Source organism: Microcella pacifica, assembly GCF_009371975.2.
Lineage (GTDB): Bacteria > Actinomycetota > Actinomycetes > Actinomycetales > Microbacteriaceae > Microcella > Microcella pacifica.
The window spans coordinates 17,612-41,181 of the sequence record NZ_VIKT02000015.1 but is presented as its reverse complement, the minus strand read 5'-3'; the positions used below and the strand labels follow the sequence as shown (position 1 = coordinate 41,181).

23 protein-coding genes are annotated in these 23,570 nt (G+C 70.1%); 8 read left to right on the top strand and 15 right to left on the bottom strand.

The window, feature by feature from the left end; genetic code table 11:
- Window positions 1-223: 223 nt before the first annotated feature.
- The 3 genes from FK219_RS09465 (at window position 224) to FK219_RS09455 (ending at window position 2,088) form a co-directional block, all read left to right on the top strand.
- Window positions 224-613 (top strand): hypothetical protein, encoded by a 390-nt coding sequence (locus FK219_RS09465; protein WP_152583865.1) that lies wholly within the window; start codon window positions 224-226, stop codon window positions 611-613.
- A 23-nt stretch (window positions 614-636) separates the two neighbouring features.
- Complete coding sequence (locus tag FK219_RS09460) at window positions 637-954, top strand: chorismate mutase (RefSeq protein WP_152583864.1); 318 nt, start codon at window positions 637-639, stop codon at window positions 952-954.
- Between the two features lie 81 nt (window positions 955-1,035).
- The gene (locus FK219_RS09455; RefSeq protein ID WP_152583863.1) at window positions 1,036-2,088 is read left to right on the top strand and encodes a DMT family transporter; all 1,053 of its coding nucleotides are present in this window, start codon (window positions 1,036-1,038) and stop codon (window positions 2,086-2,088) included.
- A 37-nt stretch (window positions 2,089-2,125) separates the two neighbouring features.
- On the opposite strand, the gene FK219_RS09450 is transcribed toward FK219_RS09455, so the two are convergent.
- Together FK219_RS09450 and purL are read right to left on the bottom strand one after the other, a co-directional pair.
- A complete protein-coding gene (locus FK219_RS09450; RefSeq protein ID WP_152583862.1) occupies window positions 2,126-4,534 on the bottom strand; it encodes an HAD-IC family P-type ATPase in 2,409 nt (802 codons plus the stop codon).
- Between the two features lie 2 nt (window positions 4,535-4,536).
- The gene (purL, locus tag FK219_RS09445; RefSeq protein ID WP_152583861.1) at window positions 4,537-6,849 is read right to left on the bottom strand and encodes a phosphoribosylformylglycinamidine synthase subunit PurL; all 2,313 of its coding nucleotides are present in this window, start codon (window positions 6,847-6,849) and stop codon (window positions 4,537-4,539) included.
- A 435-nt stretch (window positions 6,850-7,284) separates the two neighbouring features.
- Between purL and FK219_RS09440 the strand changes: the two genes are divergently transcribed.
- Window positions 7,285-9,018, top strand: a complete 1,734-nt coding sequence (locus FK219_RS09440; RefSeq protein ID WP_152583860.1) for an ATP-binding protein — start codon at window positions 7,285-7,287, stop codon at window positions 9,016-9,018.
- On the opposite strand, the gene FK219_RS09435 is transcribed toward FK219_RS09440, so the two are convergent.
- From FK219_RS09435 to purS, 6 genes are all read right to left on the bottom strand, one after another.
- The gene (locus FK219_RS09435; protein ID WP_152583859.1) at window positions 9,015-9,557 is read right to left on the bottom strand and encodes a DUF3817 domain-containing protein; all 543 of its coding nucleotides are present in this window, start codon (window positions 9,555-9,557) and stop codon (window positions 9,015-9,017) included. The two genes, FK219_RS09440 and FK219_RS09435, sit on opposite strands and share 4 nt — an antisense overlap.
- A gap of 20 nt (window positions 9,558-9,577) precedes the next feature.
- Window positions 9,578-10,135: a TetR/AcrR family transcriptional regulator gene (locus tag FK219_RS09430; protein ID WP_152583858.1), complete on the bottom strand. Its 558-nt coding sequence runs from the start codon at window positions 10,133-10,135 to the stop codon at window positions 9,578-9,580.
- The gene (locus FK219_RS09425) at window positions 10,132-10,776 is read right to left on the bottom strand and encodes a GNAT family N-acetyltransferase (protein ID WP_152583857.1); all 645 of its coding nucleotides are present in this window, start codon (window positions 10,774-10,776) and stop codon (window positions 10,132-10,134) included. Before FK219_RS09425 ends, FK219_RS09430 begins: the two co-directional genes overlap by 4 nt.
- Window positions 10,773-11,375, bottom strand: a complete 603-nt coding sequence (locus tag FK219_RS09420) for a hypothetical protein (protein WP_152583856.1) — start codon at window positions 11,373-11,375, stop codon at window positions 10,773-10,775. The genes FK219_RS09425 and FK219_RS09420 overlap by 4 nt, the downstream gene beginning before the upstream one ends.
- A gap of 146 nt (window positions 11,376-11,521) precedes the next feature.
- Window positions 11,522-12,220, bottom strand: a complete 699-nt coding sequence (gene purQ, locus FK219_RS09415) for a phosphoribosylformylglycinamidine synthase subunit PurQ (RefSeq protein WP_152583855.1) — start codon at window positions 12,218-12,220, stop codon at window positions 11,522-11,524.
- Window positions 12,220-12,489: a phosphoribosylformylglycinamidine synthase subunit PurS gene (gene purS, locus FK219_RS09410; RefSeq protein ID WP_152583854.1), complete on the bottom strand. Its 270-nt coding sequence runs from the start codon at window positions 12,487-12,489 to the stop codon at window positions 12,220-12,222. Before purS ends, purQ begins: the two co-directional genes overlap by 1 nt.
- 119 nt (window positions 12,490-12,608) lie before the next feature.
- Between purS and FK219_RS09405 the strand changes: the two genes are divergently transcribed.
- On the top strand, window positions 12,609-13,784 hold the full coding sequence (locus tag FK219_RS09405) for a mechanosensitive ion channel family protein (protein ID WP_165638104.1): 1,176 nt from the start codon (window positions 12,609-12,611) through the stop codon (window positions 13,782-13,784).
- A 21-nt stretch (window positions 13,785-13,805) separates the two neighbouring features.
- Here the strand turns inward: FK219_RS09405 and FK219_RS09400 are convergent, their stop codons facing one another.
- The 6 genes from FK219_RS09400 to purD form a co-directional block, all read right to left on the bottom strand.
- Window positions 13,806-14,486, bottom strand: a complete 681-nt coding sequence (locus FK219_RS09400; protein ID WP_328821666.1) for a nucleoside/nucleotide kinase family protein — start codon at window positions 14,484-14,486, stop codon at window positions 13,806-13,808.
- Window positions 14,483-15,304 carry an SGNH/GDSL hydrolase family protein gene (locus FK219_RS09395; protein ID WP_152583852.1) on the bottom strand — a complete coding sequence of 274 codons (822 nt, stop codon included), beginning with the start codon at window positions 15,302-15,304 and terminating at the stop codon, window positions 14,483-14,485. Before FK219_RS09395 ends, FK219_RS09400 begins: the two co-directional genes overlap by 4 nt.
- A 41-nt stretch (window positions 15,305-15,345) precedes the next feature.
- The gene (locus FK219_RS09390) at window positions 15,346-16,134 is read right to left on the bottom strand and encodes an SGNH/GDSL hydrolase family protein (RefSeq protein WP_165638103.1); all 789 of its coding nucleotides are present in this window, start codon (window positions 16,132-16,134) and stop codon (window positions 15,346-15,348) included.
- A 116-nt stretch (window positions 16,135-16,250) separates the two neighbouring features.
- A complete protein-coding gene (locus FK219_RS09385; RefSeq protein WP_152583850.1) occupies window positions 16,251-17,132 on the bottom strand; it encodes a VOC family protein in 882 nt (293 codons plus the stop codon).
- A gap of 137 nt (window positions 17,133-17,269) precedes the next feature.
- Window positions 17,270-18,136 carry a phosphoribosylaminoimidazolesuccinocarboxamide synthase gene (locus FK219_RS09380; protein ID WP_152583849.1) on the bottom strand — a complete coding sequence of 289 codons (867 nt, stop codon included), beginning with the start codon at window positions 18,134-18,136 and terminating at the stop codon, window positions 17,270-17,272.
- Between the two features lie 41 nt (window positions 18,137-18,177).
- Window positions 18,178-19,431 (bottom strand): phosphoribosylamine--glycine ligase, encoded by a 1,254-nt coding sequence (purD, locus tag FK219_RS09375; RefSeq protein ID WP_152583848.1) that lies wholly within the window; start codon window positions 19,429-19,431, stop codon window positions 18,178-18,180.
- Window positions 19,432-19,481: 50 nt separating this feature from the next.
- Here purD and FK219_RS09370 point away from each other — a divergent pair, with 50 nt between their 5' ends.
- Entirely contained in the window at window positions 19,482-19,859 is a 378-nt protein-coding gene (locus tag FK219_RS09370) for a sterol carrier family protein (RefSeq protein WP_152583847.1), read from the top strand.
- A gap of 45 nt (window positions 19,860-19,904) precedes the next feature.
- Here the strand turns inward: FK219_RS09370 and FK219_RS09365 are convergent, their stop codons facing one another.
- The gene (locus FK219_RS09365; protein WP_152583846.1) at window positions 19,905-20,726 is read right to left on the bottom strand and encodes a mycofactocin-coupled SDR family oxidoreductase; all 822 of its coding nucleotides are present in this window, start codon (window positions 20,724-20,726) and stop codon (window positions 19,905-19,907) included.
- Window positions 20,727-20,906: 180 nt separating this feature from the next.
- Here FK219_RS09365 and FK219_RS09360 point away from each other — a divergent pair, with 180 nt between their 5' ends.
- Both FK219_RS09360 and FK219_RS09355 read left to right on the top strand, forming a co-directional pair.
- The gene (locus FK219_RS09360; RefSeq protein WP_152583845.1) at window positions 20,907-21,329 is read left to right on the top strand and encodes a hypothetical protein; all 423 of its coding nucleotides are present in this window, start codon (window positions 20,907-20,909) and stop codon (window positions 21,327-21,329) included.
- Window positions 21,330-21,536: 207 nt separating this feature from the next.
- A complete protein-coding gene (locus FK219_RS09355) occupies window positions 21,537-23,492 on the top strand; it encodes a choice-of-anchor G family protein (RefSeq protein WP_152583844.1) in 1,956 nt (651 codons plus the stop codon).
- Window positions 23,493-23,570: the final 78 nt, after the last annotated feature.

The window sequence follows — 23,570 nt, the reverse complement described above, 5'->3', positions numbered from 1 at the left end:
TGGTGTCCCCCCAGAACTGTCATCCCCTCAGGCAACCCAAGCGAACCGTCCGAGTGTCGTCAATCCGACCCCCACCCCCTGGCGCGCGCCGCTGCGGTGAGCTACTATCCGCTCCCCGCTGTGCCTTGATCGACAGCCTGGACGCGAGCGGCCCCATATCGCTCTTCACGACAGCCCGTCAACCCCCTTTTCGTGGGACGTTCAGACTTCTACCGTCATGGACATGACTCTGACGACACACCAGGTTTCGACCGCCACGACGCCGCGCCACCGTGCCGCCTCGTCGACGGTCCTCGACCCGACGACCGAGCGGCTCACGCTGCCGCGGGCCGCCGGGCCCGTCAGCGCGGCGATCCGCGTGACACTCTCCGCCTCCCCCGACCAGCCGCGCATCATCCTCTCCCTCGTGGGGCAGATCGAGCGCGCGATCATCGCGACGCCTGAGCTGCTCGCCGACGAGGACCTCCTCCTCGCCGACCGCATGCTCGAGGGCCTGCACGAGGATCTCTGGGCGGAGGTCGACCATCGCTGGGTGGAGGACCCCGAACTGCAGGAGGCCCGGTCCACCCTGCGCACGGCGATGCTCGAGGAGCGCTCCACCGCAGGGAGGTAGCGCGAGACAGTACGCTGTGGAGCATGGACGCCGCTGCCACCGATGAGCTCGCCTCGCTGCGCAAGAGCATCGACAACATCGACGCGGCGCTCGTGCACCTCCTCGCCGAGCGCTTCAAGTGCACCCAGACCGTGGGTCGGCTCAAGGCGGTGACCGGCATGCCGCCGAGCGACCCCGACCGGGAGCGCGTGCAGATCGAACGCCTGCGAGCGCTCGCCGAGGAGGCGGAGCTCGACCCCGCCTTCGCCGAGAAGTTCTTGACCTTCATCGTCGCCGAGGTCATCCACCACCACGAGCAGATCGCCTCCACCGGCAGCATCGGCACGCCGGGAGACGCCTGACGACGTCCGCCCGCCCGCGGGTTTCGGACGGCGCGATCGGCGCATGACATCCGCCGCCTTGCCGGGCAGTAGTCTCACTCCGTGAGTCACGAGAACCCAGCGGGGGCGACGCCAGAGAACTCCGGCGCAGCCCCGTTCGACGGCGATGAGCCGGCACCCGCGACCGTACCGGTCGCCCTCCCCGAGACCACCGAGGCGGCGCCCGCCGCGACGTCCACCTCGGAGACCTGGATCGCCATCCAGTTCGGCCTCGCCGGTCTCGTGTGGGGCGCGAGCTTCCTCTTCATGGCGCTCGCCCTCGAGGGCCTCTCGCCCGCGCAGGTTGCGACGGGGCGCACCCTCTTCGGCGCGCTCACCCTCGGCCTCATCGCGCTCGTCACGCGCGACCGGCTCCCCCGCGACCGAAGGGTATGGGGCCACCTCGCCGTGCTGTCGGTCACGTTCGCCGCCCTGCCGTACCTGCTCTTCGCGTGGGCTCAGCAGTACCTCGCCTCCGGGGTGACGAGCATCCTCAACGCGACGACCCCGATCATGACGGCCCTCCTCGCCGGTCTGCTCTTCAAAGTGGAGACCCTCACCCGTGAGCAGATCCTGGGCATCGTCGTCGGCACCCTCGGCGTCGTCGTCATCGTCGGCCCGTGGCAGGGGCTCGGCGCGGGCACGGGCGGCATCGTGCCGTACCTCGCCGTGCTCGGCGCCACCGCCTGCTACGGCGTGAGCCTCAGCTACATGCGCCGCTTCCTGCGCGACAGCGGCTTGAGCGCCATCATGCTGTCGTTCGTCATGATCGCCCTCGCGGCGGTCTGGATGCTCATCCTCACGCCCGCGATCGGCCTCGACCCGGTCACCCTCACGCCCTCGGTGGTCATCGCGATCGTGCTGCTCGGGGCCCTGGGCACGGGCTTCGCCTACGCGTGGAACCAGAACGTCGTGCGCGTGTGGGGCGCGACCCGGTCGGCGACCGTCACCTACATCTCGCCGGTCGTGGGTGTCGCGCTCGGCGTGCTCGTCCTCGGCGAGGTGCTCGTGTGGAACGAGCCGGTCGGCGCCCTGCTCGTGCTGCTCGGCGTGCTGCTGGCCCAGCGACGGCTGCGGCTGCCCGCGCGGCGACGGGCTCGCGTCGGGGTCGTCTAGCGCCGTTGTCTTTCGCGCGCCGCGCGGTGGAGTCCCGTTAGCGCGGGTCGCTGCGCGAGACGATCCGGTGCATGACCTCGAGCAGGAGGGAGCCGATCGCGCTCGCCCCTACCGCGACGAGCACGAGGTCGAGCGGAGCGGCACCGAGCTGCAAGAAGTCGACGGCAGCGGGGATCGCGAACACCACACCGAGACCCGCGTAGGCGGCGACCACGACGAGGCTCGTGATCCACGTGAACGGTCGGGAGAGGATCACGAGAACCCACAGCGCTGTGAGCGTGAGGGTGATGACGGCCGCCGTCTGCACGACCGGCGGGGCGTATCCGCCGAGGTAGGCGTAGGCGACGACGGAAATGAGCGTGCCGCCGACGACGAGCCCGGAGGGGATGCAGAACCGCGCGGCACGGGTGAGGAACCCTGGCCTGTAGCGCTGGATGTTGGGCAGCAGCGCGAGCACGAGCGCGGGCAGCCCGATCGTGAGCCCGTCGACGATCGACAGCTGCCGCGGCAGGAACGGGAAGGGCCACAGGAGCGCCCCGAACACGACGGCGAAGAGGATCGCGTAGGTCGTCTTGGAGAGGAAGAGCTTGGCGAGCCGTTCGACGTTCGCGATGACCTGCCGACCCTCCGCCACGACGCGCGGCAGGCGACTGAACTGGCCGTCGAGCAGCACGAGGCGGGCGACCGCGCGCGTCGCGGCGGCTCCCGAACCCATCGCGATGCCGAGGTCGGCGTGCTTGAGCGCGAGGGCGTCGTTGACGCCGTCGCCCGTCATCGCGACCGTGTGGCCGAGCCGTTGCAGCGACAGAACCATGGCCTTCTTCTGCTCCGGCGTCACGCGCCCGAAGACGCGGTGCTCGGCCATGATGGCGTCGAGCTCGGCCTCGCTCCCCTCCTGATCGGGGTCGGGCAGCTGGCGGGCGTCGAATCCGGGACCGTCGTGCTGGATGCCCGCCTCGCGCGCGACCGCGGCCACCGTGCGCGGGTCGTCGCCGGAGATGACGCACAGCTCGACCTCCTGCTCGCGAAAGTAGCCGAGCGTCTCGTGAGCGTCGTCGCGCACCTTCTCGCGGAACGACACGAGGGCGACCGCCGTGAGGTCGGCGGGCAGGTCGGGCTCGGGCGGCCTCTCGCCCTCGGGCGCCTCGATGGGAGGGGCGAGCACGACGTCGGTGCGAGCGAGTACGACGGTGCGCTCGCCGGCCGTCGCGCGCTCGTCGAACCGCAGCAGGGCATCCTCAGAATCGGGCACGTCGGCGAGGACGATGTCGGGGGCTCCGAGCACCCACGTGCCGCGGGCCGGGCCGTCGGCGAAGGAGACGGCGCTCCACTTGCGGCGGCTCGAGAACTCGATCGCTCGCACCGGCTGCTCGGTCGGCGGCTCGGTGAAGCGCTCGACGAGCGCGCGGGTCGTCGCGTTGGCGTCGCGGTCGGCGCCCATCCACGCGAGCACGGCTTGCGCGGGAGGCGTGAGGTCGGTTGCCCTGAGCGGCTCCACGCCGTCGAGCACCATGCGGCCCTCGGTGAGAGTGCCCGTCTTGTCGAGGCACAGCATGTCGACGCGCGCAAGGCCCTCTACGGCCGCGAGCTCCTGCACGAGCACCTCGTGCTGGGCGAGCTTCACGGCGCCGACCGCGAGCGCGACGCTCGTCATGAACACGAGCCCCTGCGGGATCATCGCGATGAGGCTCGCCGTCGCCGCGACCGCCGCCTCGCGCCACGCGCCCGACTCGATCGCGACCGCCCACCCGCCCGCCGCCTGCATCTGGCCGTTGACGACGATCGTGCCGACCGGCAGCAGCAGCACGGTGATCCAGCGGATGATGCGCGCGATGCCGCCGCGCAGCTCGCTGCGCACGAGCGAGAACTGCTTCGCCTCGGCCGTGATGCGCGCGGCGTAGGAGTCGCAGCCGACCCGGGTCACGCGCGCGAGCCCGCTGCCCGCGACGACCGTCGAGCCCGACATGAGCTCACGCCCGGGGCCGGAGGCGACGGGGTCGGCCTCACCCGTGAGCAGCGACTCGTCGACGTCGAGCCCGTGCGCCTCGATGACCTCGGCGTCGGCGGTGACCTGGTCGCCCGCGGCGAGCACGAGGATGTCGTCGAGCACGACCTCCGCGGTGGGCGCCTCGACCGTCGTGCCCTCCCGCAGCACGCGCGCCTTCGGGGCGTTGAGCACCGCGAGCCTGCTGAGAGTGATCTTGGCGCGGAACTCCTGCGCCACCCCGATGACGACGTTGGCGATGACGAAGAGCCCGAACAGGGCGTCCTGCCAGTAGCCGAGCACGAGCAGCAGCGCGAACGCGCCGCCGACGATGAGATTGAACAGCGTGAACAGGTTCGCCTGCATGATGCGCCAGAACGAGCGCCCCGTGCTGCTCGGCATCGCGTTGCCCTGGCCGCGCTCGAGGCGCTCGCGCACCTCCGCCGCGCCGAGCCCCTGCATGCTCAGCCGCCGACGAGCGGGCCGAAGTGCTCGGGCAGGGTGCCGCGGTGCGCCGCCGCGAGGTCGGCGTGGCTGAGCGTGAAGCGGTCCTGGATCTCGAGGCCGTCGACCTCGCCGTCGGTCACGCCGACGCGCAGCACGGGCACGTCGCGCCCCGCACACAGGCCGCGGAACTTCACGTCGTCCTCGCGGGCCACCGACACGAGCACGCGGGCGGTCGACTCTGCCAGGAGTGCGGTGAGAGCATCCACGTCATCGCGCTCCATGAGCTCGGTGATCCAGACGCGCGCACCCACACCGAAGCGCAGCACGCCCTCGGCGAGGGTCGCGAGCAGTCCGCCGTCGGAGAGGTCGTGCGCGCTCGTCACGAGGGCCTCCTCGGCGGCGGCGGCGAGCAGCCCGCCGAGGTTGCGCTCGGCGGCGAGGTCGACGCGCGGCGGCAGCCCGCCCAGGTGGTCGTGGATCGTGCCCGCCCACGCCGAGCCGTCGAGCTCGTCGCGCGTGACGCCCAGCAGGTAGAGGTTCTCGCCCTCGTCCTGCCAGCCCGAGGGCAGGCGGCGGTCGACGTGGTCGATGACGCCCATGACGGCGACGACAGGGGTCGGGTGGATGGGCACGTCGCCGGTCTGGTTGTAGAAGGAGACGTTGCCGCCCGTGACCGGGATGCCCAGCTCGAGGCACGCGTCGGCCAGACCCGTCACGGCCTGCTGGAACTGCCACATCACTGCCGGGTTCTCGGGACTGCCGAAGTTGAGGCAGTCGCTCACCGCGCGGGGCACGGCGCCGGTCGCCGCCACGTTGCGGTACGCCTCGGCGAGGGCGAGCTGCGCGCCCGCGTAGGGGTCGAGCTGGCAGTAGCGGCCGTTCGTGTCGGTCGCGAGCGCGACACCGAGGCCGCTGACCTCGTCGATGCGGATCATGCCGGCATCGTCGGGCGTCGCGAGGGCCGTGTTGCCCATGACGTAGTAGTCGTACTGGTCGGTGATCCAGCTCGTGTCGGCGAGGTTCGGCGACCCGAGAACGCGCAGCGCCTGCGCGCGCAGCTCGGTGTCGTCGGCCGGCCGGGGCAGCGCGGCGGCGCTGTCGGCCTGTAGGGCGTCCTGCCACTCGGGGCGGGCGAGGGGGCGCTCGTACACGGGGCTGTCGATCGCGACCGTCTTCGGGTCGACGTCGACGATCTTCTGGCCCTTCCAGTGGATGACGAGTCGACCCGTGTCGGTGACCTCGCCGAGCACGCTCGTCTCGACATCCCACTTCTCCGTCACGGCGAGGAACGCCTCGAGCTTGTCGGGCGTCACGATCGCCATCATGCGCTCCTGGCTCTCCGACATGAGGATCTCCTCCGCCGTGAGCGTGGGGTCGCGCAGCAGCACGGCGTCGAGGTCGATGACCATGCCGCCGTCGCCGTTGGCCGCGAGCTCGCTCGTTGCGCACGAGATGCCGGCGGCGCCCAGATCCTGGATGCCCTCCACGAGCTCGCCGCGATACAGCTCGAGGCAGCACTCGATGAGCACCTTCTCGGCGAACGGGTCGCCCACCTGCACTGCCGGGCGCTTGGTCGGGCCGCCCTCGCTGAAGCTGTCGCTCGCGAGGATGCTCGCGCCGCCGATGCCGTCGCCGCCCGTGCGCGCGCCGAACAGCACGACCTTGTTGCCGACGCCGCGCGCGTTCGCCAGGTGCAGGTCCTCGTGCCGGAGGGCTCCGACAGCAAGCGCGTTGACGAGCGGGTTCGCCTGGTACACGGCGTCGAAGTAGGTCTCGCCGCCGATGTTGGGCAGCCCCAGACTGTTGCCGTAGTGGCTGATGCCGCTCACGACACCGGGCACGACGCGAGCCGTGTCGGGGTGGTCGATGGCACCGAAGCGCAGCGCATCCATGACCGCCACCGGGCGGGCGCCCATCGAGATGATGTCGCGCACGATGCCGCCCACGCCCGTCGCCGCGCCCTGGTACGGCTCGATGTAGCTCGGGTGGTTGTGGCTCTCGATCTTGAACGTGACCGCCCAGCCCTCGCCGATGTCGACGACTCCCGCGTTCTCGCCCATGCCGACCATGAGGTGGGTCGTCATCTCGTCCGAGACCTTCTGGCCGAACTGACGGAGGTGCACCTTCGACGACTTGTAGGAGCAGTGCTCGCTCCACATGACCGAGTACATGGCGAGCTCGCCGCTCGTCGGGCGACGACCGAGGAGGGCCTTGATCGCCTCGTACTCGTCGGGCTTGAGGCCGAGAGCTTCGAAAGGCTGGTGCTTCTCGGGCGTCGCGGCGGCGTTGTCGACCGTGTCGGGAGCGGGGATCGTCGCGGGGCTCGTCACGCACTCCAGCCTATCGGCGGCCTAGGCTGGACGACGTTCGCCCCCAACGCCCCCACAGGAGAATCATGAACGCCAAGTATCTCTGGATGTACGCGATGATCGCCATCCTCGTCTTCATCGGTGCCTTCTTCATCGGCGCCGCGATCAACCAGTAGCGGGGCGGGCGAGCACATGCGGCTCTCGCGAGGTGCCGCCCCACTTACTTCCCGCCGATGTGCCTGACAGGTCGCTATCGACCCGGTGCTTCCTTGCGGAGCCCAGGGTGCCTCGCGTGACATTCGACAGCGCTATTGCTCGTCTCCCCATGCGTATGCCACCGCCCACCCTTTCCGCCGCCCGTTGTCACTGACTGTCACTGGAGCTCACTGGTACAGTGACGAACTGATGCAAGTGACGCACGAGTCTGACTTGCGTGAAGCGAATTGAGGATCAAGAGTGGACGCGCCAGAACTCCAAGAATCGGTCGATCAAATGCGCCGGCTTGGCAGGGATACTTCTGAAGTCGAGGTAAAGGCATCTGTCGGTGGCCTACCCACGTCACTCGGTACAACCGTCAGCGCATTCAGCAACACGCATGGCGGCACAATCATCCTTGGCCTCGACGAGAAGCAAGGCTTCGCGCCCGCCGATGGTTTCCAGGCTCTGCCGATAGCGGACGCATTCAAGGAACTTGTGCGTCCGCGCCAGTCTGGAGAATCCCAACCCAACCTGCAACCAGATCCCATCGTTGAGATCCGGATCATGGAGTTCGAGGGTGCAGAAATCGTCGTGGGAACCGTGGAGGAGCTTCCCCCAGAGAAGAAGCCGTGCTTCGTGACGACGAAGGGCAAGGAGCAAGGTAGCTACGAGCGATTGCTGGATGGCGACCACCGGATGAGCACTCACGCAATATTCCTACTCAGCTCGAATCACCAGCAGCCAGTTCGAGACATCGACGTGGTTCCGGGCACATCCCTTGCAGATCTGGACGAGGAGCTCGTGGCGGGATTGCTTTCGCGAGTTCGACGAACTAGGCCACGCCTCGCAAAGGTGGCTCGGACGGACGAGGAAGTTCTTGCGCACCTTCGAGTACTTGACCCAGATCTCCGGAGCGTGACTTTAGCTGGCTACCTAGCGCTGGGCTCGTACCCACAAGAACGGCTGCCTCAATTAATGATCAGCTATGCACACTTCCCGGCAGCTTCGCCTGATGGGGCAATGGGCGAAGTTCGTATGCTTGACCGCGCGAACTTCGAAGGCCCCATTCCATGGATGATTAGCGATGCTGTCGCGAAGTTGGAGGGCACCTTGCCCCGCCGTCGTGTGAGCTTGGGGTCCTCTTCTCGAGATGTTGGCGAGATACCGGCCGACGTCATCAGAGAAGCACTTGTGAACGCTGTAGCCCATCGCGATTACTCGGCCTTCTCCGAAGCGGAACAGGTGCGCGTGGAGTTGTACCCCGATCGACTCGATATCACGAACCCGGGTGGCATTTGGGGAGGCCGACGCGAAGTCGACTTGTTGGACGGCACTTCGCGATCCAGGAACTCCTACTTGACCAGATTGCTACCGGATGTGCCATTGCCCGATAGCTCGACCGTCTCCGAGAACCAGGGAACGGGGATCCGATTCATGGTGGGCTCGATGAAGTCCCAGGGACTTCCCCTTCCAACCTTCCGTGCCAACAATCTGCGCTTCACGACATCGCTAGCGCGTCACGGGCTTATGGATCCGGCGATAGTCGAGCATCTTCGACTTGTCGGGGCAGGAGATCTCGACGAGAGGTCTTTGGGTGCTCTCGCCCTCGCGATTCAAAAGAATGAAATTGACGATCAGGTCGTCAGATATCAGCTCGACATGGACAGCCTTGACGCATGGCGCTTGCTCGTTGAGCTCGAGAGTGAGGGCTGGCTGGAGCGGGGCAGACGCGGTGGACACTTCTACGCAACGACCCAATTGGTGCAGGCGCCACTCTTCGATTCACGCACGCGAGAGAAGGATCTCCACCCTGAACCGATCCTGGCGATGCTGCTGAACCGTCAGCCTCTGACCGTCCACGAAATCTCGACCAGTCTTGAAATTGGACTTGATCAGACCAGACGTGAACTGCGCAGACTCGTATCCGAAGGCAAGGTTGTGCCGACTGCTCCCGCCACGAGTCGACGGCGGGCGTACCGTCTTCCCAGCTAGGCCTTGGGCACGGGCGGGCCGAGGATCAGCAGCACCGTGAAGAGCACCACGACGGCGAGCAGGATGAGTGCCGCCAGCAGATACGGGTGGTTGAGCATCCAGCGCACCAGTCGATCGAACCAGCGCGCGTCGCGCGGGTCGTCCGTCGCCTCGCGGCGCCACGCGCCCTCGAGCCTGCCGGTGCGGTGCGCCCAGATGTCGAAGGGGATCGTCGCGTAGGGGATGACCGCCGTGATGACGGCGAGCAGGCCGAGGCCGACGCTCCAGCGCTGGTTGATGGCGGTGAGGATCGCCGTCGCGCCGTAGGCGAGGAACACGAAACCGTGGATGCTGCCGCCGATCGTCACCGCGATCGCGAGGTCGCTGGTGGCACGGAGGATGAGGCCCGTGATGAGGAGGGTCCACGTGATCGCCTCGGCGATCGCGACGATGCGGTACAGCTTCTTCGGGGTGAGGCCGGTCGGGGCCGGGCCAGAGGGGTGCTGTGTTGCGCGGGGGGCGGCGACGCTGGGGGCGTCGCCGTGCGGGGTAGTCGTCATGGGGTCCAGCACATCACGATTCACCCAGAAGTCGGTGGGAGCGCGCGGTTGAGGGCGGCGTGAAGCGCGGCGCGGTCGGGATGCACGCCCCGCAGCGCGGCCAGCAGGCCGGTGCCCTCGACGAGGGCGATGAGGTCGTGCGCGAGGTCGCGTGCTGCGCCCTTCGAGCCGGTGAGGGGTTCGAGGGCGCCGGCGAGCTCGGCTGCGCTCGCCGTGTGCGCTGCCCCGATCGCCTCGCTCGCCCGGGGCGCGACGGAGGTGAGGAAGGCGTAGTACGCGGTCGGGGAGGCGTAGGGGGCGACGGCGTCGATCGCGTCGACGTAGTCGTCGACCATGCGGTGGGCGAGAGCGACGGGCTCGGTCGGTCGGGGGGCGTCGGTGGGGTCGAGCAGCGACGTGAAGAACCGCTCGATGACGGCCTCGAGCAGGGCCTCCTTGCTCGCGAAGTGGTGGTAAACGGCACCCTTCGAGTAGGGGACGGTGTCGAGGATGCGCGCGAGGCTCGTCGCCTCGTAGCCGCGCTCGAGGAAGAGCCGGAAGGCGGCCTCGACGATCTCATCACGTGCACGCGTCGTCATGCGGAGCCCGCCTCTCTCACCGGGTGCACCATGACATGCACGGTCACGGGGCGCACCGCCACACTCGCGGCGAGGTCGAAACCCCACCGACGGTAGTGGTCGACATTCTCGCTGTTCTCGGTCTCGAGGCGCACGCCCCAGGAGTTGCCCTGCTCGCGCGCTCGATCGACGGTCGCCTCGACGAGGGACCGGCCGATGCCGCGGCCCCGCGCGGCCGCGGTGACCCCGACGGCGGTGAGCACGTGGTGCGGGTCGCCCGGGGCGTGGCGGCGGGAGGCCCGATCGGCGTCGTTGAGGAGGGTGAGGCCGCGCCTGCCCAGGAGCGGGAGCATTCTCAGAAATCTGCCGCCCGCCCGCACGCGACCGGCGAGGGTGCGCAGTCGGCCACGAGAGGGGTCGAGGATGATGGCCGCGCCGAGCAGGGTGCCCTCGTCGACGGCGACGAGCACGGTGCCGCCCTGGTCGAGCGTGGTGCTCAGGCTCGTGCGGAAGATCGCGGCACGCGCGGCGTTTGGTGCGGATGCTCGGGCCGTGGCCGCACGGACGAGTGGGTCGTGGGCGAAGGCGTCGGCGAGCAGGCGCGCCGCCGGCTCGTGCTCGTGCGCGGCTGCTGGCCGGATCGTCACTGCGGTCGCGGTCATGCCGGAGCCCCCGTCTGCGGCGGAGCGGTCGTGTCGTGCGGGAGTGTGTGACTCAGCTCGTGGTTGCGCGCCTCAGCACGCTGGTCGACGGCGAACGCGTACGCGACCTTTGTGGCGAAGAGTGCGCTGACGATGAGAAGGGTCGGGCTCTGGTCGGGCAGCAGGGGAAGGCCGCACAGGATCACCGCGAGCAGGAGTCCCGCCACGACACGCTGCTCAGGGTGGCGAACGAGCAGGTTCACGACCGTCGCGGCGACGATTGTCGCCGCCCAGGCGACCAGGGCCGGCGTGAGGGCCAAGTCGAGCAGGAGCGCGACGAGGGGCAGGTGCACGTGCACGGTGATGAATACCCAGCGCAGGCGCGGTCGCGCCGCGTAGAAGTCGGTCGTGCCGCGCGTGAGGTTCGCGATCGCGCCCGCACCGATGTCGGCGACCAGGAGGGCGGCGAGGATGCCGCGCCACACGGCCACGTCGGCGAGCGCGGGTGAGACGGCGAGAACGGGCATGACAGCCGCGACTGCGACGAGGACGAGCGCGAGGCGGGACTGCTGCTCGCCGAGCACCTCGTGGAGGGCCGAGGGGACGGGGACAGAACTCATGATGCAGAACATACCGACTGGTCGGTACTGACGCAAGAGCGCGTGTCGCCGGGTTCGCGCTGCGGGGGCTTCCACAACTTCGGAGTGGAAGGACCCTGCGAGGCGCGCGGGCACCACTCCGAAGTTGTGGAAGGCGCGCGGGCGCGTCAGGCGCTGGCGAGGGTGGCGGTGAGGATGCTCGTGAAGAACGTCAGGCCGTCGATGCCCGAGCGCATCGCCGCGGGGGTGTCGGGCCCGAAGCCCGGCTCGACGGCGTGTTCCGGATGCGGCATGAGGCCGACGACGTTGCCGCGCTCGTTGCGCAGACCCGCGATGTCGCGCAGCGATCCGTTCGGGTTCACGTCGAGGTAGCGGAAGGCGATGAGACCCTCGCCCTCGAGGCGGTCGAGCGTCTCCTCGTCGGCGATGAAACCGCCCTCGCCATTCTTGAGCGGGATCGTGATCTCCTGGCCCGGCTCGAAACCGCTCGTCCACGCCGAGTCGGTGCTCTCGACGCGCAGTCGCTGATCGCGGCGGATGAAGTCGCCATGATCGTTGCGCACGAGGCCGCCCGGCAGCAGATGGGTCTCCACGAGGATCTGGAAGCCGTTGCAGATGCCCAGCACGGGCATCCCGCTGTTCGCCGCATCGATGACCTCCGCCATGATCGGCGAGTTCGCCGCGATCGCGCCGCACCGCAAGTAGTCGCCGTAGCTGAAGCCGCCCGGCAAGACGATTGCGTCGACGCCCATGAGGTCGTGCGTGCCGTGCCAGAGTGCCACGGGCTCGGCGCCCGCGAGACGGATCGCGCGCATCGCATCGCGGTCGTCGAGAGAGCCGGGGAAGGTGATGACCCCGACGCGCATCAGTGCGTCTCTCCTGCAGGGCTCTCGTCGAGGACCTCGACCGACAGCACCGTCTCGATCACCGAGTTCGACAGCATGTCGGCGGCGACCTTCTCGATGCTCTTCAGCAGCTCGTCGTCGACAGTGTCGACCGAGAGTTCGAAGCGCTTGCCGATGCGCACATCCGTCACGTGGTCGTGGCCGAGGCGGTGCAGGGCGCCTGCGACAGCCTTGCCCGCCGGGTCGAGCAGCTCGGGCTTGGGCATGACCTCGACGACGATCGTGGGCACAGAAGGCTCCCTGCATGAGGCGGGTGGGGTCGAGACCGAGTCTACCGGCGTGGTTACGCTGGAGGGCACGACCACCCCCGACCGTCCGAGCGGGAACCGCTCGAGAACAAGGAGACGCTGTGCCCAATTGGTCGCTCGACATCCACTGGCCCCTGCTCGCCGACGTCGGCATCGCGCTGCTCATCGCCCTCGTCGCGGTCGTGCTCGTCGTCGCCGTCATCTCCCTCATCGTGCGGCTCGTCGCGCGACGGTGGGTGGGCGTGTACGCGACGTTCGGACCGTCTCGGCGGCGGTTCCGGATCCTGCTGCTCATCCTCGCCGTGTGGATTGCGCTCGCCGTCGCGTTGCCCGAGGAGTACTGGCTCGACGTCTACACACGCGTCTTCGTCATCGTGACCATCGCCGCCGGCGCGTGGTTCATTTCTGCCGTCGTCCGTCTGCTCTTCGACCGGATCCTTCTGCGGTACGACGCGAGCGCGGTGACCGGGCCCGACAACCGCGTGGCGCGTCGAGCGCAGACGCAAATCACCATCCTGCGCCGTCTCGCGGCCGCCCTCATCGTCATCCTCGCCGTCGCCGCGATCCTGCTCACCTTCCCCGGGGCTCAGGCCGCCGGAGCGAGCCTCCTCGCCTCCGCCGGCCTCGTGAGCGTCGTCGCAGGTCTCGCCGCCCAGTCGAGCCTCGCGAACCTCTTCGCGGGCATGCAACTCGCCTTCAGCGACGCCCTGCGCATCGATGACGTCGTCATCGCCGAGGGCGAGTACGGCCGCGTCGAGGAGATCACCCTCACCTACGTCGTCGTCAACACGTGGGATCAGCGTCGACTCGTGCTGCCCTCCACGTACTTCACGACGACGCCGTTCCAGAACTGGACGCGCGCGAGCTCCGAACTGCTCGGCACCGTCTACCTCGACGTCGACTGGACGGTCAGCCCCGCTGCCGTGCGGCACGAGCTCGACCGCATCCTCGAGGAGACCGAGATGTGGGACGGCCGCTCCTCGGGCGTCATCGTCACCGACGCGACGGGCGGGTTCGTGCAGATTCGCGCCCTCGTGAGCGCCGCCGACGCGGGCACCCTGTGGGACCTGCGCTGCCTCGTGCGCGAGAAGCTCGTGCAGTGGGTGCACGACCAGCAGCCCGAGATCCTGCCCCGCAGCCGCGTGACCTCGCGCAACCAGAGCATCGAGCGCGCCGAGTCGCGGCGGGCGCTCGTCGACGGCGTCGAGCACGCGGACGAGGACGACGCGGCGTCGGCGCTCGCCGCGGGCGACGGTATCGGCACGGCCGACTCGTAGGGCGGGCGGCTCTGTGCCCCGTCAGGGGCTGAGCAGGTAGTCCGCTCGCTCGAGGGTCGCCGCGATCGCGGCCGCGTTGCGCTCGTCGGGGCCGAGAGCCCAGGCGCGCGCAGCATCCGGATCCTTGCCGAAGGCGATGTGGCGCGCGATGAGACGATCGCGGCGCACCGCGTCGTCGACGACGATGCCGACGGCGGCATGCAGCAGCGGGGCGACCGCCTCCCAGCCGCCGTGGTCGAGCAGCAGGTAGTTGCCCTCCACGATGACGGTCGACAACTCAGGACTCAGAGCCACGGCGTCGGGCACCGGCTCTTCGCTCTCTCGGTCGAAGCCGGGGGCGAGCACGGTTCGTCCTGAGTTGTCGACATCACGCAGGGTCGCCAGCAGGGTCGTGAAGCCGGCCACGTCGAACGTGTCGGGTGCGCCCATGCGGTCGCGGCGGCCGAGGTCTCGCAAGCGGGACTGCGGAAGGTGGAAGCCGTCCATCGGCAGCACCGCGGTGCCGGGGAGCGCGGTGGCGAGCGCCGCGGCGACCGTCGATTTGCCCGCACCGGGAGCACCCGCCAGGCCCACCAGCAGGCGACCTGAGGCGGGCGGGTGTTGGTCGCGTAGCCGCGCAACGACGGCCGCGAGGGCCGGGATACCGGCGAGACGTTCGGGCCGTGCGCGGTCGTCGGCGGTGCCGCCGCGCGCACGGGTCACGAGGGCAGGACGCGGGCGATGCCGTGCGACCACGCGTCGTCGAGGGCGAACTCTGCCCACTCCCGGTACCCCTGCGCGCTCGGGTGGAAGTCGTCGGTGGCGAAGAATCCCTCGCTGTACGGGGGCAGCTCCGGTGACATATGCGCTCGCGGGAATCTCTCGAGCGCGCGCCGGGCGGCCACGTCGAGCGCGCGGGCGTGCAGCGAGAGCGTGCTGCGCAGCGGCTCGGGCAGAATCTCGAAGCGGTGGAACGCGGGCAGAGCCCCGATGAGCACGATCGCCCCGGGGTGCGCGGCGAAGATGTCGTGCAGGATGCGCTTCACGTCGCGCCGGAAGGCCCGATGGGAGCGCACCTGCATCGCATCGTTCGCGCCGATGCTCAGCACGATGAGATCGGCTGGCTCGCTCAGCGCCTCGGCGAGGTGGTCGTCGATGACGTCGCGCGCGGTCGCCCCGTTGCGCCCCCGGGCGCGCCATCGCACCGGATGCCCTGTCCGCACCGTGAGCCCCGCCGCGAGGTGCCCGGCCAGCCCGTCGGAGGCATCGTCGACGCCCACGCCGACCGCCATCGAATCGCCCAGCACGAGCAGCTGCAGCGGATCGGTGCCGCCGCCGCCCTCCCACGGGCGCGGCGCCTCCGGCAGTTTCGGCACCGTGCGCCGCACCTTCACCGTCTGCGGCACGAGCACGGGGGCGAGCGCGAGGGCGATGGCCCGGCTCAGTCGGCGGCCGCGCAGCGGTCGTGAAGTCTGCGGCTGGGGAGTCTGCGGGCCGAGCGGCTGCGGACTGGGCGACTGCGGGCGCGAGGTCGGAGGCACGACCGCGAGTCTACGGCGGGGCGGAATGGACGCGAGCGGGCTCAGTGCTCGTCGAGCAGCCGCAGAAACCCGATGCTCTCGGCGTCGTCGACGGCGAAGTCGGCCCAGTCTTTGTACCCGATCGCGCTCGGGTGAAAGTCGTCGCTTGCGAAGAACCCCTCCGTGTAGGGCGGTGGAGGGGGAGACATGTGGGCGCGGGGGTGCGCGTCGACGAGGGCGCGGGCCTCCCGCTCGAGGGCCTGCGAGTGCCGGTACAGGCTGCGGCGCAACGGGTCGGGCAGCAGCCGGAACCGGAAGAACGCGGGCAGCGATGACATGAGCAGGGCGGTGTCGGGATGCGCGGCAAAGGTGCGCGCGAGAATGCGTCTGATGTCTCGGCGGAAGGCGCGGGCCGAGCGCAGGGCGAGGGCGTCGTTGGCTCCGACCGTGAGGAAGACGAGGTCGTAGGGCCGCTCGAGGGCCGGGGCGAGGTACTGCCGCACGAGGTCGCGCGCGGTCGCCCCGTTGCGGCCCGCCGCCCACCACTGCACGGGTCGCCCGGTGCGGGCGGAGAGCGCTTCCGCCAGGCGACCGCCGAGCCCCAGCGCGGCGTGGTCGACGCCCACGCCGGCCGCGGTCGAGTCGCCGATGACCAGCAGGCGCAGCACTCGCTCGCTGCCACCACCCTCCCCGCCGGGGCCGTCGACCCTGCCCTCCCAGGGCAGGGGAGCGTCGGGCAGCCGCGGCGTCTCGCGGCGCAGCCTGCGGCCCTGCCCGAGCAGCACGGGCGCCTGCGCGGCGGCGATCGCGCGGCTCAGCCGCAGCCGCCGCGGGGGCCTCCACTCGCTCACGCCCGCGAGTCTAGGCGCCCGAACCCCCGCCCTCCTGTGCCAGATCTGGCGCACATGGGCGCTCGAGCCCGAGCGTGAACGCCCTTTCGCGCCAGATCTGGCACAGGGGGTGCGGGTTACGCAGAGGCGAGGCGGATGCGCGTGCCCCACGGGTCGTCGAGCTCGAGCGTGCGGCCGTCGTCGCGCGGGTCGAGCCCGTAGTGCCGCAGCCGCTCGGCGGTGGCGCCGAGCTCATCGGCGTCCGGCACGGCGATGTCGACCTGGCCGAGCCCGAGCGCGGGCATCCGGCGACCGGCACCGGCGCTGCGCCACACGTTCATCGCCATGTGGTGGTGGTAGCCGCCCGCGCTCACGAAGATCGCCTGCCCGCCGAACGAAGTCGTCAGGTCGAAGCCGAGGCGGTCGACGTAGAACTCGCGTGCGGTCGCCGTATCGCCGACGCTCAAGTGCACGTGGCCGACGACGCTCGGCGCCGAGCCGTGCGCGGCGAGCGCCTCCTCGGTCAGATGCTCGCGCAGGAAGGCGTTCGGGTCGAGGAAGAGCGTGCCCATCTCGACCGTGCCGTGCACCCACGACCACTCGGTGCGGTCACGGTCCCAGTACAGTTCGACGCCGTTGCCCTCCGGGTCGTCGTAGTAGAAGGCCTGGCTGACGAGGTGGTCGGCGGAGCCGGTGAACCGTTGCGGATGCGCCGTCGCGACCGTGTACACCGCCGCGGCGAGGGCGGCCTGCGTCTCGAACAGGATCGCCGTGTGGAACAGTCCCGCCTCGCGCGGCCCGGCATGCTTCAGGGTCGGGCTGTGCCGCAGAACGACGACCGGTACGGATGCTGCGCTCGAGCCGCCCGCACGACCGAGCACCACGACCGGCCCGTCGGAGGTGAGCACACTCAACCCGACCGCGTCGCGGTAGTAGGCCGTCATCACGTCGAGGTCGGCCACGTCGAGGGTGACGGCGCCCATGGCGGTGTCGGCGGCGAGCCGTGCAGAGTCGGTCATGCGTGCGTCAACGCGCGAGCATCCCGCCCCATTCCATGCCGCGCCGCCGCGCCACGCGCCTGTTTGCGCCAGATCTGGCACGAATGGGCGCTCGAGCACGAGGTGAGCGCCCTTATGCGCCAGATCTGGCCCGGAAGTCACGCGGTGAGGCGGGCGAGGAGCTCTCGGTATCGCGCGGCCGTGCGCTCGACGATCTCCGGGGGCAAGGTCGGCGGGGTGCCGGTGCGGTCCCAGTTGGACGCGAGCCAGTTGCGCACGATCTGCTTGTCGAAGCTCGCCAGGCGATCCGGCCCGCCGGCCGCGTACAGCTCGGCGTCCCAGTACCGCGAGCTGTCCGAGGTCAGCACCTCGTCGGCGAGGGTCAGCACACCCGTGGCCGGGTCGGTGCCGAACTCGAACTTGGTGTCGGCGAGGATCACTCCGCGGGAGGCGGCGAGCGAGCTCGCGCGCGCGAAGATCGCGAGCGACGCATCCCGCAGCGCTGCAGCGACGGGCGCACCCACGAGCTCGACCGAGCGCTCGAACGTGATGTTCTCGTCGTGCTCGCCCATCGGCGCTTTCCACGCGGGCGTGTAGATGGGCTCGGGCAGTCGGTCCCCGTCGCGCAGTCCCGCGGGCAGGGGGATGCCGCACACGCTCTGCGTGGCCTGGTACTCGACCCAGCCGGATCCGCTCAGGTAGCCGCGCACGACGCACTCGACGGGGTGCATGTCGAGCCGCCGCACGAGCATCGCGCGGTCGGCGACCTCGGTGGGAACCTCGGGCAGGTCGTCGCCAGCGGCGAGGTGGTTGGGCACGTCGAGCTGCTCGAACCACCAGCGGCTCAGCTCGGTCAGAAGAGCGCCCTTGCCCGGGATGCCCGGCTCGAGCACGTGGTCGAACGCACTGACCCGATCACTCGCGATGACGAGCATGAGTGCCGGGTGCGCGGCGTGCTCGTAGAGCTCGCGCACCTTGCCCGAGTACGCGTGCTGCCAGCCGAGCTCGGCGAGAGCATCCGTCATGAGACCGTACCCATCAGACAGCGTCCATCAGACCGCACCCATCAGGCGACGCGCGCCGCGATATCGGTGCGGTACTGGCCGCCCTCGAGGTGCAGCAGCCCGATCGCCTCGTAGGCGCGCGTGCGGGCTTGCGCGAAGTCGGCGCCGGTCGCGACGACGCTCAGCACGCGTCCGCCGGTGGCGACGTAGCCGTCGTCGGTGCGCGCGGTCGCCGCGTGGCAGAGGTGCACGCCTTCGACGGCCCCGGCGGCCTCGACCCCGGTGAGCGGGCGGCCGGTCTGGGGCGAGTCGGGGTAGCCCTCGCTCGCGAGCACGACGGTCACACAGGCGTCCTCGCTGAACTCGGGTCGGGGCATCCCGCTCAATCGTCCGGTCGCGGCGGCGTACAGCAACTCGCTCACGGGTGTGGTGAGGCGCGGCAGCACGACCTGCGTCTCGGGGTCGCCGAAGCGCGCATTGAACTCGATGACACGGATGCCCTGCTCGGTGACGATCAGGCCGCAGTAGAGCAGGCCAATGAAGGGGGTTCCCTCGGCGTCGAGTTGGCGGACGGTGGGCTCGGCGACCGTGCGGATCACCTCGTCGACGAAGCCCTCGGGTGCCCACGGCAGCGGCGAGTAGGCGCCCATGCCGCCCGTGTTGGGGCCGGCGTCGCCGTCGAGGGCCCGCTTGTAGTCCTGCGCGGGGCTCAGCGGCAGCACCGTGTGGCCGTCGCTCACGAAGAAGAGGGAGACCTCCTGGCCGGCGAGGAACTCTTCGACGAGCACGCCGCCCTGCTGCAGGTAGTTCTCGGCGTGCGCGAGGGCGGCGGCGCGGTCGTCGGTGACGATGACGCCCTTGCCGGCGGCGAGTCCGTCGGCCTTGACGACGTGCGGGGCGCCGAGCTCGTCGAGCGCGGCCTCCACCTCGGCGAGGGTGCCGACGCGCACGGCGCGACCGGTGGGAACCCCCGCGGTGTCCATGATGCGCTTCGCGAACGCCTTGGAGCCTTCGAGCTGCGCGGCGGCGGCGCCGGGCCCGAACACGGCGATGCCGCGCTGACGAACGGCGTCGGCGACGCCCGCGACGAGCGGAGCCTCCGGCCCGATGATGAGCAGCTCGATGTCGTTGTCGACGCAGTAGTCGGCGACGACGGCGCCCTTGGTGGCGTCGAGCGCGACGGTCGGCACGGCTGCGGCGATGCCGGCATTGCCGGGCGCGGCCGTGATGTCGTGGGGTGTCGCGCTGCCTTCGGTGAGCAGTGCGGTGATGATGGCGTGCTCGCGCGCGCCCGAGCCGAGGACGAGGATTCTCACCCGCCCAGCCTACTGACGCTGCGCGCCCCTGCGCGGCGTACTCTCGGGGCATGGCCAGGCCCCGCATCGACGACGCCGAGGGCCGCGCTGCCGTTGCGGCGATCGCCGCGGCGAGGGGCGACGCGGATGCTCGGCTCGAGAGCGAGACGCTCGCACTCGCCGCGCGCTACACCCTGCAGCTGCTCGCCGAGGCGGCGCCGGGCCGCTCAGTCGAGGTGCGGGTTCCCCCGTTCGGTGCCGTGCAGATCGTCGAGGGTGTGCGGCACACGCGCGGCACGCCGCCCAACGTCGTGGAGCTCGACGCGCACACGCTCCTCGAGATCGCGACCGGCGGCACCTCGTGGTCGCAGGCCTCGGAGGCCGGTCGCGTCCGCGCGTCGGGCAGTCGCTCCGACCTCTCGGCGCTCTTCCCGCTTGACCTTCCCTGAGCGGAAGCTCGGGCCGCGCGCAGGGCGCGGCCCGAGTGGGATGCGCTACTTCGCCATGAAGCCCGCGTCAACGGGAAGCGTGACGCCACTGACGTAGCGACCCATGTCGCTCACGAGGTAGAGCACCGCGTTGCTGATGTCGATCGACTCGACGACGGGGACAGGCATGAGGTTGGCCATGGCGTTGCCCATGTCGGGGTTGGCCGCCATCATCTGCTCGATGGTCTCGTTCATGATCATCGGTGTCGCCACGCCGGTGGGGTGAATCGAGTTGACGCGAATGTTGTGCGGGGCCAGCCAGTTCGCCCAGGTGCGCATGAGGCCCACGACGCCGTGCTTGGCCGCCGCGTAGCCGTCGCCGCCACCCGTGCCGGCACCCCCTCGGCCCGTCAGGCCCTGGGTGGAGCTGGTGAGCACGACCGAGCCGCCTTCGCCCTGGTCGATCATGTGCTGAACCGCGGCGTGCACGGTGTTGCGCACTCCCGCGAGGTTGACGGCAATCACGTCGTTGAACGCTTGGATCGGGTCGGGGTCGTCGACGCCCTGCGTGACGATGCCAGCGTTGGCGAGAATGATATCGACGCGACCGAGCTCGGCGACGCCCTTCTGCACAGCCGCCTGCAAGGCACCCATGTCTCGAACGTCCGCTTGGGTTGCGACGATGCGGCGGTCGAGTGCTTCGACCTGCTTCACCGTCTCCTCGAGGTCTTCCGACGTTGCCATCGCATAGTGCACCGAGGGGATCTGCTCGCAAATGTCGACCGCGATGATGTCAGCGCCCTGCTCGGCGAGCGTGATGGCGTGACTGCGACCCTGTCCTCGTGCCGCGCCTGTGATGAAGGCGACTTTTCCGTCCAGCATTCCCATGAGGTACTCCTTTGTCCCGAGAGATGTGTGTGTGGCACTGAGTGCCATTAACGGTCACGCTAGTCCTGGCTCTCCGGCGTGGCAAGGGTCGTTCCCCTCGGCAGACTCCTCGGTGGACACTTCAAGGGGGACCCGGAGCGCTCGACCCTGGCGCCCAGAGTCGTGCGCAAGAATGAGACGGTGAACGATCAGTCGACCCCCCTGCCCGCAGACGCGACTGCCGGCCGCGACCGCGTGACGGTGCGCCGCGCGCCGCGCATCGGCGCCTTCCTCGTCGTCGGCGGCTTTCTCGGGTTCCTGGCGACTCTCATTGTCACGAGCCTGTACGAGGCCGACCCCGGAGTGGGTTTCGCGGCGTCGCTCGCCTACTTCTCGCTCTACGGCGTCTCGGCCGGCGTGCTGGTCGGGGCCGTGCTCGCGGTCCTCGTCGATCGACGCTCCCGTCGTCGGGCTCGCACGATCGAGGTGGAGCGCGAGGAGGTGCCCGCCGAGCCGGAGTCCGCCGAGCCCGAGCCCGCACCCGCCGAGTCCGAGCCCGCCGACCCTGCGCACCCCGCGTCGTCACCCGCGACCGCGCGCGGCGACGACCAGCCCACCACCTGAGCCCGCGAGCGCAGCTTCTGCGAGGGCCTCGACCCCGAGCATCCACCCTTCTGTGGTGCTCGCTTCGGAGCGCTCCCCGCATCGGTTTGCCCGATTCTAAAAATTCTCGGCAGATTCGCGTCATAGAACGGTCTGTCCTGTCTCTTTCCCCGTAACGAGGGCACCACGACCGTGCTCTCGCCCCACGGATGAAGGGATGGGCACATCATGAATTCGTCGACGCTCACATCGGGCACGACACGGGCACCGCGGTGGCGCCGCTGGGGTGCAATCGGCACCTCGAGCGCGGCCATCGCCGCACTGACCCTCGTGGGAGTCGCGAGCCCCGCGGCGGCCGACGAGGATTCGGGAGAGTCGTACGCACGCGGCCAGCTGCTCTCGGGCACGGTCGCGGGCATCGACCTCGCCCGCCTCGTCGCGGTTGCTCCCGCGGAGGCGCGCAACTCCGGCAACGACGGCAGAGACTCAGAAGCGGATCCGCTGTCGGCCACCGCGCTCGACACGGTGACGGTGAGCGCGCCGAACGGCGTGAACCTCGACCTCGGCTCCATCATCGACCTCGGTGCGGCCGGCCAGTATGCGGAGGCCTCGGCGAACGGGGAGTCGCACGCTTCCGTCGGTGCGCTCACCAACCGCGGAGCGGTCGAGGTGACCGACGGGCCGGGCACGCGCGGCGGCGACGCCACGGTCGATCTCGACGGCATGCTCGGCGGCGTCGACGGTTCGGTGATCACCGATCTCGACCTGCGGCTGCAGGCCGTCGGCGCGGCGGCGACGGGCACCCCCGAGGGCGCGCAGGGCGAGTACGCGCTCGCCGGGGCGACCCTCGCCGTGAGCAGCCCCGCCATCGCCGACCTCACGAGCAAGGTGCTCGCGGCCATCGATCCCGCTGAGGATGCTCTGCTCGCGCTCGGCGGCTCCGACGGCGCCATCGCGCGTTCGCTGTTGCCCGAACTGAACCGACTTCTCGGGCCCGTGGGCGGCGGCATCGACGTGGGGGTGAGCGTCGACAGCGACCTGCGCAGCGTCGTGGAGCCGCTGCTCACGAGCTCGTTCTCGAGCGACGCCGTGTCGTTCGACCTCGAGACGGGGGCGGTGCTCATCGACCTCGAGACGCTCCTGGGCTCCGAGCTCAACGCGCTACCGCCGAACACCGAGCTGCTGACGGCGGACGTGGTTCTGCCGGTGCTGCGCGGCATCACGACGACGGTCGCCGAACTCTCGGATGACGTGCTCGACACCGTCGCGGAGGCGCTCGACACCGTCGACGTCTCGGTGACCGCGGACCTCTCGGTGCTCACCGCGCAGGAGGATCGTATGGAGGAGCGCTGCGTGGAGGTTCCCGTGGAGCTGCTCGGTGAGGACGGCGTCGCCGACGACCTCGTCGGCGGTCTGCTGGGCGGCCTGGGGGGACTCGGCGGCCTGGGCGACGAGGTCGACGACCTCGTCGGTGACGTGACCGAGCTGGTGTGCACGCTCGTGCCGATCGCTCTGCCCGACCTGCGCACGAGCCTCGACGTGGACATCCACGGCGAGCTGCGTCAGCTGCTGAACGGCTCCGCCTCGGCGGACGCCACGCTCACCCTGCTGGGCGCGCCGGTCTCGGTGAACGTCTCGGCGCTGCTCGGGGGTCTCGGCTCGAACCTCGACGGCCTCGTGTTCGACAACGACGACGTGATCGCCGAGGTCGAGCAGAAGCTGCAGGACGGCCTCGTGGAGCCGAGCGTGACGGGCCTGCTGGGTGACGCGGGCCTCGGCACGGCTCTCACCGACATCCTGTCGGTGCAGGTCAACGTGCAGGAGGTCGGCTTCGATGCGGCCGCCGGCGGTGACGCCTTCACGCAGACGGCGGTGCGCGTGACCGCGCTCGGCGGTGTCGGGGGCTCGGGCCTCGCGACGGTCAACCTCGCGGCGGCCACGGTCGGCCCGAACGTCTCCGGCACCGACGGCCCCGGCGACCCCGGAGGCCCGGGTGACCCCGACTGCGTCGAGGACTGCGACGGCGGGGGCATCATCCCGAGCAGCGACGGCCCGGGCAGCCTCGCCTACACGGGAGTGAACCTCGCGCTCGCTCTCCTCCTGCTCCTGGGCCTCGCACTCACGGGCGGTGCCCTCCTGTGGGATGCGAAGCGCAGGAAGACCGCGGTATCCATCACCGGATAACGCCGCGGTGACCAGGCGGTCGGGGCCGATTTCGGGTGGCCCCGACCGCCGCCGCAGCAGGGTAGACCTTGCGGTCTA